Source organism: Virgisporangium aliadipatigenens, from assembly GCF_016863615.1.
GTDB classification, from domain to species: domain Bacteria; phylum Actinomycetota; class Actinomycetes; order Mycobacteriales; family Micromonosporaceae; genus Virgisporangium; species Virgisporangium aliadipatigenens.
In genome coordinates this window covers 132,196-144,665 of sequence record NZ_BOPF01000013.1, presented here as the reverse complement: position 1 = coordinate 144,665, position 12,470 = coordinate 132,196, and the positions used below count along the sequence as shown (strand labels likewise).

The 12,470-nt window shown below is 71.6% G+C and carries 12 protein-coding genes; 9 read left to right on the top strand and 3 right to left on the bottom strand.

From position 1 onward, the window contains the following. Positions 1–134: 134 nt before the first annotated feature. From Val02_RS19395 to mctP, 7 genes are all read left to right on the top strand, one after another. On the top strand, positions 135–1,364 hold the full coding sequence (locus tag Val02_RS19395; protein ID WP_203900527.1) for a helix-turn-helix domain-containing protein: 1,230 nt from the start codon (positions 135–137) through the stop codon (positions 1,362–1,364). 12 nt (positions 1,365–1,376) lie between these two features. Beyond that, positions 1,377–1,928 carry a flavoprotein gene (locus Val02_RS19390; protein WP_203900526.1) on the top strand — a complete coding sequence of 184 codons (552 nt, stop codon included), beginning with the start codon at positions 1,377–1,379 and terminating at the stop codon, positions 1,926–1,928. 27 nt (positions 1,929–1,955) lie between these two features. Further along, positions 1,956–2,771: a Nif3-like dinuclear metal center hexameric protein gene (locus tag Val02_RS19385; RefSeq protein ID WP_239153181.1), complete on the top strand. Its 816-nt coding sequence runs from the start codon at positions 1,956–1,958 to the stop codon at positions 2,769–2,771. A gap of 11 nt (positions 2,772–2,782) precedes the next feature. Next, a complete protein-coding gene (locus Val02_RS19380; RefSeq protein ID WP_203900525.1) occupies positions 2,783–3,520 on the top strand; it encodes a zinc ribbon domain-containing protein in 738 nt (245 codons plus the stop codon). An 85-nt stretch (positions 3,521–3,605) separates the two neighbouring features. Then, on the top strand, positions 3,606–4,838 hold the full coding sequence (locus Val02_RS19375) for a bifunctional RNase H/acid phosphatase (RefSeq protein WP_203900524.1): 1,233 nt from the start codon (positions 3,606–3,608) through the stop codon (positions 4,836–4,838). A gap of 103 nt (positions 4,839–4,941) precedes the next feature. Then, the gene (locus Val02_RS19370; RefSeq protein WP_203900523.1) at positions 4,942–5,208 is read left to right on the top strand and encodes a DUF3311 domain-containing protein; all 267 of its coding nucleotides are present in this window, start codon (positions 4,942–4,944) and stop codon (positions 5,206–5,208) included. Further along, the gene (gene mctP, locus Val02_RS19365; protein ID WP_203900522.1) at positions 5,198–6,847 is read left to right on the top strand and encodes a monocarboxylate uptake permease MctP; all 1,650 of its coding nucleotides are present in this window, start codon (positions 5,198–5,200) and stop codon (positions 6,845–6,847) included. The genes Val02_RS19370 and mctP overlap by 11 nt, the downstream gene beginning before the upstream one ends. A gap of 46 nt (positions 6,848–6,893) precedes the next feature. On the opposite strand, the gene Val02_RS19360 is transcribed toward mctP, so the two are convergent. From Val02_RS19360 to Val02_RS19350, 3 genes are read right to left on the bottom strand one after another with little or no spacing between them, the layout of a single operon-like run. Next, entirely contained in the window at positions 6,894–7,934 is a 1,041-nt protein-coding gene (locus Val02_RS19360) for a hypothetical protein (protein WP_203900521.1), read from the bottom strand. Then, complete coding sequence (locus Val02_RS19355) at positions 7,928–9,847, bottom strand: ATP-binding protein (RefSeq protein WP_203900520.1); 1,920 nt, start codon at positions 9,845–9,847, stop codon at positions 7,928–7,930. Before Val02_RS19355 ends, Val02_RS19360 begins: the two co-directional genes overlap by 7 nt. Then, positions 9,844–10,521, bottom strand: a complete 678-nt coding sequence (locus Val02_RS19350) for a hypothetical protein (protein ID WP_239153180.1) — start codon at positions 10,519–10,521, stop codon at positions 9,844–9,846. Before Val02_RS19350 ends, Val02_RS19355 begins: the two co-directional genes overlap by 4 nt. A 244-nt stretch (positions 10,522–10,765) precedes the next feature. On the opposite strand from Val02_RS19350, the gene Val02_RS19345 reads away from it, so the two are divergent. Then, positions 10,766–11,737: an endonuclease domain-containing protein gene (locus Val02_RS19345; protein ID WP_203900519.1), complete on the top strand. Its 972-nt coding sequence runs from the start codon at positions 10,766–10,768 to the stop codon at positions 11,735–11,737. Further along, the gene (locus Val02_RS19340) at positions 11,730–12,407 is read left to right on the top strand and encodes a hypothetical protein (RefSeq protein ID WP_203900518.1); all 678 of its coding nucleotides are present in this window, start codon (positions 11,730–11,732) and stop codon (positions 12,405–12,407) included. Before Val02_RS19345 ends, Val02_RS19340 begins: the two co-directional genes overlap by 8 nt. The last annotated feature ends 63 nt before the right edge of the window (positions 12,408–12,470 follow it).

The following is a 12,470-nucleotide window of genomic DNA, read 5'->3' as shown; positions in this document are numbered from 1 at the left end:
GGTTCTGCAACTTGCAGAACAGACGGTAGATCGATGAGAGGCGGCACGACCGCACAGACCGTGCGACGTGCCACGGACGGGGCATCACCTCGATCGGCCTTGGGCCGGCCGGTCGCGACAAGGGGGTAACCGACGTGGACGAGCTGCCGATCGGGCGCCGGGTGGCGTACTGGCGGACTCGACGGAAGATGTCCCAACAGGTGTTCGCGGACCGCCTGGGCAAGTCGAAGAGCTGGGTCGACAAGGTCGAGCGCGGGGTGCGCCGGCTGGACAAGTTCTCGGTGGTGTACGAGATCGCCGACGTGCTGCAACTGGACGTGCAACTGCTGCTGGGCAAGGACCCGCAGCGGCGTCCGGACAGCGTGAACTGCATCGACCAGGTCGAGGTGGAGGAGATCCGGGCCGCACTCGAGCGCTACGACCAGATCAGCGCGTTCTTCTACGCGCCGCCGGAGCCGCCGGCGCTGCCGGAGATGCGCAAGGCCGTCGGCCATGCCTGGCTGACGTACCAGCACGCCAAGTACGGGGTGCTGGCGCGGGCCCTGCCGAAGCTGTTGCGCGACGCGCAGGCGGCGGACACGGCGTTCGCGGGGACGGAGCAGTCCTCCGACGCCGCGCACCTGCTGGGCGAGGTGTACCAGATCGCCTCCAGCACGCTGCGCAAACTCGGTGAGCACGAGCTGGGCTGGCTGGCCGGCGACCGTTCGATCGCGGTGTCGCAGCGGGCCAACGATCCGCTGCTGGCCGGTACCGCCACGTACCGGGTCGCGCTGGCGCTGCTGTCGATGGGCCGGGCCCGCCCGGCGCTGGAGGTCAACGTCAACATCGCCAACCGGCTGGCCCCCGGAGGCCCCGAGGACACCACGGCGGAACGGCTGAGCGTCTACGGCGCGCTCCTGCTCCAGGGCGTCATGGCGGCCGCCCGGATCGGCGACATGGCGACCGTGCGGGACCTGCTCACCGGTGCCGAGGAGGCCGCCCGTGGGCTCGACGGCGACCAGAACCACTACTGGACCTCGTTCGGGCCGACGAACGTGCACCTGCACCGCGCCGCGGCGGCCGTCGAGATGGGGGAGGGGCGCCTGGCGATCGAGGTGCACGAGACGCTGAACATGGAGGCGTTCTCCCGGCTGCTGCCGGAGCGCAGGGCACACCATTTCCTCGACATTGCCCGGGGATACGCGCTGGTGGGCGATGTGAGCAGGGCGAGCGAAATGCTCCTGGAAGGGGATAGGTTGGCGCCATCGGAGATCCGTTGCCGGCCCCTCGCCCGGGAGGTACTCAGTGACATCCTGCGCCGCACCCGTGGAACGCCACCCCAGCCGGTTGCCGAGTTGGCGGAACACATGGGGGTGGGCGTCTGACGGCACTCCACGATGACGGGCCGGCGAGGGGTCCTCTACCTCGTCGTGTGCGGTTCTCCGGCGTCCCGCGGAGCGGCCGGGGCGGTCCGGCACGCGCAGGACGACGGGTGGGACGTGTGCGTCGTGTCGACCCCGGACGGGTTGAAGTGGCTCGATGTACCGGAGATCGCCGAGCTGACCGGGCACCCGGTGCGGCACCGGTACAAGTTCCCGGGTGATCCGGACGTGCTGCCGCCGGCCGACGCCGTGCTGGTGGCGCCGGCGACCGTCAACACGGTCAACAAGTGGGCCGCCGGCATCGCCGACACGCTCGCGTTGGGCCTCATCGTGGAGGGGCTGGGCAAGCGGCTCCCGATCGTCGCGGTGCCCTTCACCAACGAGGCGATGGCGCGGCATCCGGCGTTCCCCCGGAGCGTCGCGGCGCTGCGGGAGTGGGGGGTGACGGTCCTGTACGGCGACGGGGAGATCCCGACCTTCCCGCCCGGCACCGGAGGCTCCATTGTGGACACCTTCCCGTGGCGGCTCGCGGTCGACGCGATCAGTGCGCGGGTCAGCCCGTCCTGAGTCGGACGCACTGGTAGCCTCGCGCGGGTGACTGCCCGCATCGCTGATGTGGTCGCCGCGCTGGAAGCGCGGTACCCGCCCGCCTGGGCCGAGTCGTGGGACCGGGTCGGTCTCGTGCTCGGCGATCCCGAGGCGCCGGCCGCGCGGGTGCTCTTCGTCGTGGACTGCGTGCCCGAGACGGTGGACGAGGCGGAGAAGGTCGGCGCGGACCTGATCGTCGCGCACCACCCGCTGCTGCTGCGCGGGGTGTCGAGCGTGGCGCCCACGACGTACAAGGGGCGCATCGTGCACCGGCTGATCCGGGCCGGCATCGGGCTGTTCACCGCGCACACCAACGCCGACGTGGCCAATCCCGGCGTCTCGGACGCGCTCGCCGCGCGGCTCGGGCTGGTCGACACCCGGCCGTTGCGGCCGTCGCCGGCCGACCCGTCGCGGGGCACCGGGCGGATCGGTTCGCTATCGGCGCCGATGTCCCTCGCCGAGCTGACCGCATCCGCTGCCCGCGCGCTGCCGCCCACGACCATCGGTGTCCGGGCCGCGGGTGATCCGGATCGTTCGGTCGAACGGGTTGCCGTGTGCGGAGGTGCCGGTGATCCGTTCCTCGCGGACGCCTCGGCGGCCGGCGCCGACGTCTATCTGACCGCGGATCTGCGGCATCACCCGGCGAGCGAGCACGTGTCGGGCGAGGGGCCGGCGCTGCTGGACGCGGCGCACTGGGCGACCGAACGGCCCTGGCTCGACGGCGCCGCCGAGCTGCTGCGCGGCGACGTGCCCGTGCAGACCGTGGTGTCCGATGTGGACACCGATCCGTGGACGGTGCACGCGCCGTCCCCCAGAGGCTGAAAAGAGGTCCGGTGAAGGCTGATCCCGAGTCCCAGCGGCGGCTGCTCGACCTGCAGGCGTTGGACACGGCGCTGGCGCAGGCCGCGCACAAGAAGCGCACCCTGCCGGAGCACGCCGAGTTGGAGCGGCTCACCAAGGAGGCCCAGGCCCTCGCCGACGAACGCGCCACCGCCCAGGTCGCCGTCGACGACCTCGACCGCGACATCGAGCGGATCGAGCGCGACGTCGAGCAGGTGCGCACCCGCGCGGACCGGGACCAGAAGCGGCTAGACGCCGGCACCGGCACCGCCAAGGAACTGGAGGCGACCCAGCACGAACTGGCCACGCTCGCCCGCCGTCAGCGCGAACTCGAGGACGTCGAGCTGGAGCTGATGGAGAAGCGGGAGGCGGCTGACGCCGCCTTGACCGAGGTCTCCGACCGGCTCACCGCCCTGCAGGTCAAGCTGGAGGAGACCGAGTCGCGACGTGCGGCCACCCTGTCCGGGATCGACCGGGACGTGGAGTTCCGGCGTGCCGGGCGGGCGCCGCTGGTGGCGGACCTGCCGGCCGACCTGGTGAAGCTCTACGAGCAGATCCGCGAGTCGACCGGCATGGGCGCGGCGCTGCTGCAGCACGGCCGCTGCGGCGGGTGCCGGTTGGAGCTGTCCGGCGGCGAGAAGACCCGCGTGCGGGCGGCGGCACCCGACGAGGTGGTGCGCTGCGAGGAGTGCCGCCGGATCCTGGTCCGTACGGCAGAGTCAGGTATATGAGCGAGCGCAGAGCACGGCGCCTGGACCGGAGCGCAGCGGAGGGAAGCCGCCGTGGGGCGGAGCCGTGCGCTGAGCGGGTAGCCCTGTGAGGGTCATTGTCGAGGCGGACGGCGGGTCGCGGGGCAATCCGGGGCCGGCGGGCTACGGCGCGGTGGTGCTGGACGCGACCACGGGGGAGATCCTCGCCGAGCGCGCCGAGTCGATCGGCACCGCCACGAACAACGTCGCCGAGTACGGCGGGTTGATCGCCGGCCTCGAGGCGGCCGTCGCGCTCGGGGCGACCGAGGTCGACGCGCGGATGGACTCGAAGCTCGTGGTCGAGCAGATGTCCGGCCGCTGGCAGATCAAGAACGAGGGCCTGCGCCCGCTCGCCGCGAAGGCGGCCGACCTGGTGCGCCGGTTCGACGTGGTGCGGTTTTCGTGGATCCCGCGGGCACAGAACAAGCGCGCGGACGCGCTGGCCAACCGGGCGATGGACGCGGCCGCGGGCAAGCCGGTCCGCTCGGCGCGGGACGTCGCCGACGATGCGGAGCCCGCTCCACTCCCGCGGCCCGAGATCGCCGGTCCCGACTCGCCGGGACGCCGCCTGGCCCGGGACATCGCGGCCGGCGCCTCTCCCGCCCGGGGTGCCGCCGCCCCGCCGGTCGGCAGCGGTGGCACCGTGGGAGCCGCGGTGCCGGCCGGTGGTTGGGAGCCGCGGCTGGCCGCGCCGCTGCGGCTGATCCTGATCCGGCACGGCGAGACGTCGCTGACGGCGCAGCGCCGCTACTCCGGGCGGGTCGACGTTGCGCTGACGGAGCGCGGGCTCGCCCAGGCCCGGGCCGTCGCGGACAGCCTCACCGGCGTGGCGATCGACGCCGTCGTCTCCTCCCCGCTGGAACGCTGCCTGCGCACGGCCGAGTTCCTCAAGGCGCCGATCGTGACCGATCCCGACCTGATCGAATGCGACTTCGGCGACTGGGACGGCCTGACCTTCGCCGAGGTGCGCGAACGCTGGCCGGACCGGGTGAACGCCTGGCTCGCCTCGGGCGATGTCGCGCCGCCGGGCGGCGAGTCCTTCGAGACGGTGGCGACGCGTGTGCAGGCGGCGGTCTCGCGGATCAGGACCCGGTTCCCCCAGGGAAACATCGCCGTGGTCTCCCACGTCTCGCCGATCAAACTGATCCTGCGCGACGCGCTGGCGGCGGGTGAGGCGTTTCTCCACCGGGCGCATCTGGACCCGGCCGGGATCTCCACCGTCGACCTGTACCCCGATGGTGGCATTTCGGTCCGCGGCGTGAACGAGACCGCTCACCTGCGGTTTCTCGCTGACCGGTAGGTACGCCGCGCCGAACGGTTATCGATGTCCTTGACCTGTGGCGGCGGTCACGTTGGACTCATGGTCATTACCGTCTGCACCCGCCGTGCACCCAGGAGTGGTGATGACCAACCCCCCGCCCGTGCGCCGGAGTGACAGCAGTCCATGGAACTGGCTGCTGATCGTTCCGGTCGTCGTGCCGCTGTTGACCTTTCTGTACAACTCGGAGGAACCGAGGCTCTTCGGCTTTCCGTTCTTCTACTGGCTCCAGTTCGCGTTCATCGCGCTCGGCGTCGGCACGACCACGTTCGTGTACCGGATGACCCGTCCACGCACCGCCGCCGCCTCGGCGACCGACGCGCCGTCGAAGGGAGCCGACGATGTGGCGTGACCACATGACCGAGATCGTCATCTTCACGCTGCTGTTCGTGCTGGTCTCCGGCATGGGCTTCGTGGCGGCCCGCTGGCGGCGCCCCACCGACCTGCAGCACCTCGACGAGTGGGGCCTCGGCGGCCGGAACTTCGGCTCCTGGATCACCTGGTTCCTGGTCGGCGGAGACCTGTACACCGCGTACACGTTCGTGGCGGTGCCGGCGCTGCTGTTCGGCGCGGGTGCGGCCGGCTTCTTCGCCGTGCCGTACACGGTGATCATGTACCCGATGGTGTTCCTGGTGCTGATCCGCCTCTGGTCGGTGTCGCACCGGCACGGGTACGTGACGCCGGCCGACTTCGTGCGCGGGCGGTTCGGCTCGCCGCTGCTCGCGCTGCTCGTCGCGGTCACCGGCATCGTGGCCACCATGCCGTACATCGCACTGCAGCTGATCGGCATCGAGGCGGTGCTCAAGACGATGGGCCTGACCGGCGAGAGTGCGCTGGCCCGGCACACGCCGATCATCATCGCGTTCGTGATCCTGGCGGCGTACACGTACCAGTCGGGGCTGCGGGCGCCGGCGCTGATCGCGTTCGTGAAGGACACGCTGATCTATCTGGTGATCATCGTGGCGATCATCTACATCCCGTCGAAGCTGGGCGGCTGGGGCGCGATCTTCGATGCGGCCGACGCGAAGTTCACGGCGTCGCCGGCGCCGAACGACGGCATCACGCTCAACACCAACAACCAGCTCCAGTACTTCACGCTGGCGCTGGGCTCGGCGCTGGCGCTGTTCCTCTACCCGCACAGCATCACCGGCGTGCTGGCGAGCAAGAACCGCGGCGTCATCAAGCGGAACATGGTCGCGCTGCCGGCCTACAGCCTGCTGCTCGGGCTCATCGCCCTGCTCGGCTACATGGCGATCGCGGCCAAGGTGAAGCCGCTGCCCGGCGCCACGGCCGGCACCGTGGACTCGAACACCGTCGTGCCGCTGCTGTTCGACCAGCAGTTCCCGTCCTGGTTCGCGGGCATCGCGTTCGCGGCCGTCGGGATCGGTGCCCTGGTGCCGGCGGCGATCATGTCCATCGCGGCGGCGAACCTGTTCACCCGCAACATCTACAAGGAGTACTTCAAGCGCGACGCCACGCCCGCGCAGGAGGCCCAGGTCAGCAAGGTGACCTCGCTCGTCGTGAAGATCGGCGCGGTGCTGGTCATCATCTTCCTGGACCCGCAGTTCTCCATCGACCTGCAGCTCATCGGCGGCGTGATCATCCTGCAGACGCTGCCGGCCGTGGCGCTGGGGCTGCTCACCCGGTGGTTCCACCGGGGTGCGCTGATCGCGGGTTGGGTCGCCGGTATGAGCCTCGGCATGTGGATGCTCTACCAGATCCCGAACGCCGCCACGAAGCGCGCGCACTTCGGCGGTTCGGCGTTCCCGCTGTCGGAGTTCGGGTTCGACACCAAGCGGACCATCTACGTCGGCATCGTGGCGGTGCTCGTCAACGTGCTCGTCGCGGTCGTCGGGACGCTGATCCTGAACGCCGCGAAGGTGCCGCACGGCGAGGACGAGACCCGCGACGACGACTACGTGGCCGACGAGGGTGACCCGCGGGTCCAGAAGGATCTGGCGCTCGACGGGGAACCCGCACCGGCGGCGTAGCCGTCGTGGACCCGCGGCCCGTCTCCGGTAGGGCGGGCCGTGGGTCTCAGGCCAGCCGTTCGCACAGCGCGATGAGCCACCCGGAGCCGTCCTCCTCGGCGGCCCGCCGCGTCTGGAGCCGCAGCACCCCGTTGCTCCGCAGCGCTTCCTCCACCGTGGCGCGGATCGCCGCGCGGAGCCCGGCTGCGTCGCCGGCCCCGGGCAGCGGCACGGCGTCCCACTCGTACGCCTCCCGGATCTCGCCCAGCGCGATGATCGCGTCGAGCCACACCTCTTCGGCCATCGTGGCCGCCGCGCGGTCGAGCACGATCGCGAGGCGTTCCCAGCGGAGTTCGGCGGCGTGGCGGGGCTCCCGCCAGAGTGGTGGCGGAGCGGGCCAGGACAGTCTGGTGCGCTCGTCGACCAGGGTCACCACCGCGCGGCAGGCCCGGCGCAGCGCCGGCAGGTCCCGGGCAAGAAAAGCGACCAGCGCGTCGATGCCCGCGACGTGCAGGTCCGCGTCGAGCCGCCCCTCCTCGGCGGCCGTCACGGCGACGAATCCGGTGCGCGCATTCTCCAGCCGGGCCGGCACCTCTTCCGGTGGCGCGTCGACCGCTTGCCGCAACTCGTCCAGCGCGAGTTCGTAGCCGGCGTCCGGCAGTCCCGCCAGCGCGGCCCGGATCGCGTCCGCGAACGTCGGCTCCGCGCCCCACACGTCGAGCGCCGCGCCGAGCAGGGTCGGCAGGCGTTCGAGATAGTCCGGGTCGGCCCCGGGTCGCCTCCGTGCGGTCAGGATCGCGAGCACCTCGAACGGCCGCCATCCGCCGAGGATCGCCAGCCGCAGCAAACCCTCGAGAAACGCCGCGGCGACCAGGGGGCGTTCGTCCACAGTGGAGCGGTGTCCGGTGGTGAAGGCCGCGTGCAGGTGCTCTCCCTTTCGCGTCGCAAAGGCCGCGTCGCTCAGCAGGGCGTCGATGCTGTCGGTCACCGCCAGCAGGCTCTCCTGCCGGGCGAGGCCGGCGAGCAGCCACTCGAGTCGTTCGTCCGAGCCGGCGTCGGCGTTCTCGGAGCCCGCGTCGGTGTCCGCACGGCCGGGCGTGCCTACCACAGCGGCGCACCGGGTGCCGGCGGCGCGATGACGGTCGCCTCGCTGAGCGTGCGCCGGACCAGCCCTTCGTCGGCCGTGGTGACCAGGATCTGCAGGTCCGGCGTCTCCGCGCAGAGCCGCTCCAGCGCGTGCAGCAACGCGGCCGCGTCGGCGTCCTGCACCTCTTCGGCGCACGGGCTGTCGATCATCAGAAACCCGGGATGGCTCGCGTTGCCGTGCCCGTGCCCGACCTGCAGGAGCGCCACCACGACGGCGATGCGCAGCCGGAGCCGTTCGCCCGGGCTCTGGCCGCTGAAGTTTTCCACCGGCCCACCGGTCTTGAACACCTTCAGCCGCGCCTGCTTGTCGATCTGCACCCGCTCGAGGTCGCGGAAGCCGAAGCGGCGCGCGAGATCGGCGATGCGCCGGTCGAGTTCGTCGAACAGCCGCTCGCTCGCGGCGTTGCGGCCCGCCTCGAGCGCGTCGATCGCCGCGTCGAGGACGGACTGCTCGGTCGGGTGCGTCGGTGCGCCCGGGATCGCCGTGGAATCGAGCGCCGCGACGGATCCCTCCCAGCGGGCGACCTCCCTAGCCAGGTCGCTGCGCGCGGCCATTCGGGCGGCGCCGTCGGCGTCGGTGAGCCGCCGCTCCGCGTCGGCCAGCGCGTCCCGCAGCCGTGCGGCGCGCCGCACGTGGTCGTCGGCGTTGTCCCGCGCGAGCTTCTCCGCGTCGCGGCTGGCCGTCAGGCGGTAGTGCGCCTCCCGTTCGACCTCCTGATCGTCGGCGTGGTCGCGGGCGCCGAGGGGACGGGCGCAGACGGCGCAGGTCGCGTGCCGCTTCTCGGCGGCGCGGCGCTCGTCGGTCACGGGCGCCTCACAGCGCGGACACGCCGCCGGGTCAAGGGCGTAGAAGAGCTGCCGGGCCGCGTCGTGCTCGCGGAGGTCGGCCAGCCTCATCTCGTCGTGCTGCCGCTGTCTCTTGATCAGGTCGAACGTCTTCAGCGCATCGCGGCTCTCCGCCTCGGCGGCGACGACGGCGCGGCTGAGCCGGGTGATGTCATCGACCACTGTGGACAGTGCGACCGGCTCCTTCCCGTCCAGCTCCGCCAGCGCGGCGCGGGCGTCGGTGAGCCGGCGATCGGCCTCCGCGCGCTTACGGGCCATGAGGTCGCGCAGCCGCTGCGCGTCGGCGGCGGCCGCCCGCGCGGCGCTCACCACGCTGTCCCGGAACGCCTTCAGCCGGGTCAGCACCGCCGCTCCCGGCAGGTCGAGGAAGACCTGGAGCAGCCGCCCCGGCATCCCGCCCATCACGTCGTCGCCGAGCAGCGCGGGCTCACGGCCGGCGGGCAGGTACATCGCGCCGAAGTACGACGGCCAGCCGTAGGTGTTGCGCCCTGAGGCCGAACGGCTCGACTGGGACTCCAGCGGCTCGAGGTGCAGCAGCTCCATCATCAGCGCGGCGACCCGTTCCCCATAGGAGGTCTCGTCGGTGGCGTGCACCAGCTCGGTGTCCGCCGACACGACGCGCCCCTCGACGAGCGTGCCACCGCGCAGCCGCAACCGGAACTCCAGCGGCCGGCCGGCGACCAGCGCGTCGCACTCCACTGTGGACAGCCAGGAGCGCACGACGCCCTGAAGACCGGCGCGCGGGGTGCCGCGCAGGCACCACGTGATGAGTTCCAGCACGCTGGTCTTGCCGCGCAGGTTGTCGGCGACGAGCACCGTGAGCCCCGCGTCGAGCCGGAACTCCCGGTCGAACGCCCCCAACGGCTCGACGCTGCGCGTACCGGCGATCCGCAGGCGCAGCACGCGCACCGGCCGGGGCAGCGCCACCGCCCCCGCCCGGTCGAACGGGTCGAGCACCGCACGCACCTCGTCGGGCGTGTGCCCGGTGGCCGCCGCGACCCGGGCGACGAGGTCGTCGGTGGCCGTCACGCGCTTCTCCGTCCGCCGTCGTCGGCGCGCCCGAGCTCCTCCAGGAGCGCCCGGGCGCGGGGAGTGACCGGCCTGATCCGTTGCCGCAGCTCGGTGTCCCGGTACTCCTCCTGGCGGTACTGCAGCTCCTTGAGGTGTGTGCCCAACCGGCCGTCGGTGAAGTCCGCGACGAGTCGCGTGCGGTCCACGAAGTAGCGGAACACCGGATGCTCGCGCACGATCCGCTCGGCCACCTCCCGCCCGCGCCGGGTCAGGTAGTAGAAGCTCTGCGCCCGGGTGCCGACCGCCCCGCGCCGCCGCCGAACGACCAGCCCGGCGCTGCGCAGCACGGCCAGCGCGTCGTCGAGCCGCTCCCATGCGCCGAAGAGGTAACGCAGCATCGGATAGCGGCGCACCTCCGGCTCCTCACTGTCCAAGATGGACTGGGCGAGGTCGAACAGCCGCTGGTCCGAGGTCTCCTGGTACTCCTGCATCAGCGCGATCGAGAAGTAGTCGGGGTTGCGCACCCAGAAGTCGAGCTTCTGCAGCCGCACCTGGCTCTCCAGGACGGCGACCCAGTCCGACCCGCCCGCGCCGTCCCCGGGGATCGGCGTCGCGGCCGCGGAAATGATCAATAGAATGCGGACGGCGTCCTGCTCGCGACTCGTTTCCCGCGAAATGTCAGGCGTCGACACGGCGGCCATTCTAGGGACGATTTCCCGCGATTGTCGATCTCGATATCAGAGCGGTCGGGCAACTGACAGCACGGACCGGATGATTTTTTGGCTGTTACGGTGTGATCGGACAGTACGGGCGGACCCTTGCCAGGCGAGTAACGCGATCGGCAAAATCGGCGCACCTGTATTCGAGGGATGTTGCGTGGCTGAGTCCTGGGCAAAACTTCCCATTGGCCGTCCGGTCAGAATTACCGGCACCGCCGTGCCGGCACTCGTATTGTCGTTGGACCCGCTGCCGGCCGACGGACCCGCGGTGCTCACCTGGACGGCGGTGGCGGCCACCCGGCCGGTCGAGGTGGTCGAGGTCGTGCTGGCGGAGTTCGACCGGGTGGCGCGCGAGCTGTATCCGGCGTGGCTGCCCGACGCCCGGGGCATCGACTCGCCCGCCGGTGCCGGTGCGGCCGCCGCGCGGTTCGTGGCCGTGCACGCGGCGCGGGCCCGCCGGCAGTCGGCCCCGTTCCTCGCCGACCTCGCCGAGCGCTCCCTGCGGTCGCGGCCGCCCGTCGTCGGACGGTTCGGTCCGGAGGTTCGGTGTGCCGGGTTGGCGCGAGTGCTCGCCGCGAGCTTCGCCCGTCGCGACGCCGCCCTCCTCGTGGCCGTTCCCGCAGGCCTCTCCGGCCCTGCTCAGCAGGCATTGGCGGCGGCCGGCCGGTGGCTCGCGGACCGCGGCAACCTCGGGGTGTGGTTCGCCGGCGAGCCGCTCGACGGGGTCGACTGGCTGGACGAGCTGCCGTTCTGCCCACCCGGTGCCGCCGTCCCGTCCCCGGCGCCCGCCCCGACGTCCGCGGTGGCCTACCCGCCGCTCGCCGGGCGGCCGCATCCCCGCAGCACCGCCGAGGGGCTGCTGGAGTCCCGGCTCGCCACGTGTGACTGGTCCGGCGGCCGCTCCTGGAACGAGCCGCACGCCTTCGGCCCTCTGATCAACCCGGTGCGCCTGGACCTCGTGTGGCGCCGCGAACGCTGCGTCGTCGAGATCGACGGGCCCGGCCACCGGGACGAGGTGCAGTTCGCCAGCGACCGCGAACGCGACGTGCTGCTGCAGCTCGACGGATATGCCGTCCTGCGATTCACCAACGAACAGGTGCTCCACCACGTGGATCGCGTACTCGCCCAGATCCACCGCTTTCTGGACACTCGCCGGATCATGTCACCAAGGGGGAACAACGATGTCTGACCTGAAACTGTCGCAGCCCGAGTTTGCGCTGTTGCTCATCCTCATGATCGAAAACAGGGGCCTGTCGAATAACGAAATCGGCGAGCTTTATGCGGACTCCCTCAAGCCGAAGAAGCCCAGCTGGACGAAGCTCAACGACGCCAAGGTGATGCAGACCGACACGAATGTCAAGCCGTTTGTACACACACTCACGGATAAAGGCTGGCATTTCTTGGGGGAGCGTCTCGGCGATGCGGCCGGTCCCCGAAGCGGGTCGTACGGGCTCGGGCTCTTCGCCGTGCTCAACGGGCTCGGCCGGTACCTGGACCGCACCGGGCGCAGCCTCGCCCAGGTCTTCGGCGGCCTCCCCGACACGGCCCCCGCGGCGGAGGCGCCGGCGCCGGTTCGGGCCTCCGCACCGGCCGCCGACCAGATCGAACTGTCCGTGCGTCGGGCCTACCGGGAGTTGGCCCGGCCGGCCGGGTCCTGGGTGGGACTCGCCGACCTGCGCGAGCGGCTCGTCGACGTGCCACGGCGGGACCTCGACGGCGTGCTGCGGCTGATGAGCCGCTTCCCGGACGTGTCCCTGGAGGAGGAAACCAATCAGAAGGCGTTGACGCCGCGATCCCGCGAAGCGGCCGTCCGGATCGGAGACCGGGACCAGCACGCCCTGGCGATCGACGCGTCATGAGCGGACGTTTGCGGGAGCGAATCATGGGGCGGGGTGCGCTTGTGTCTCAGGGCGCCGGGGAGC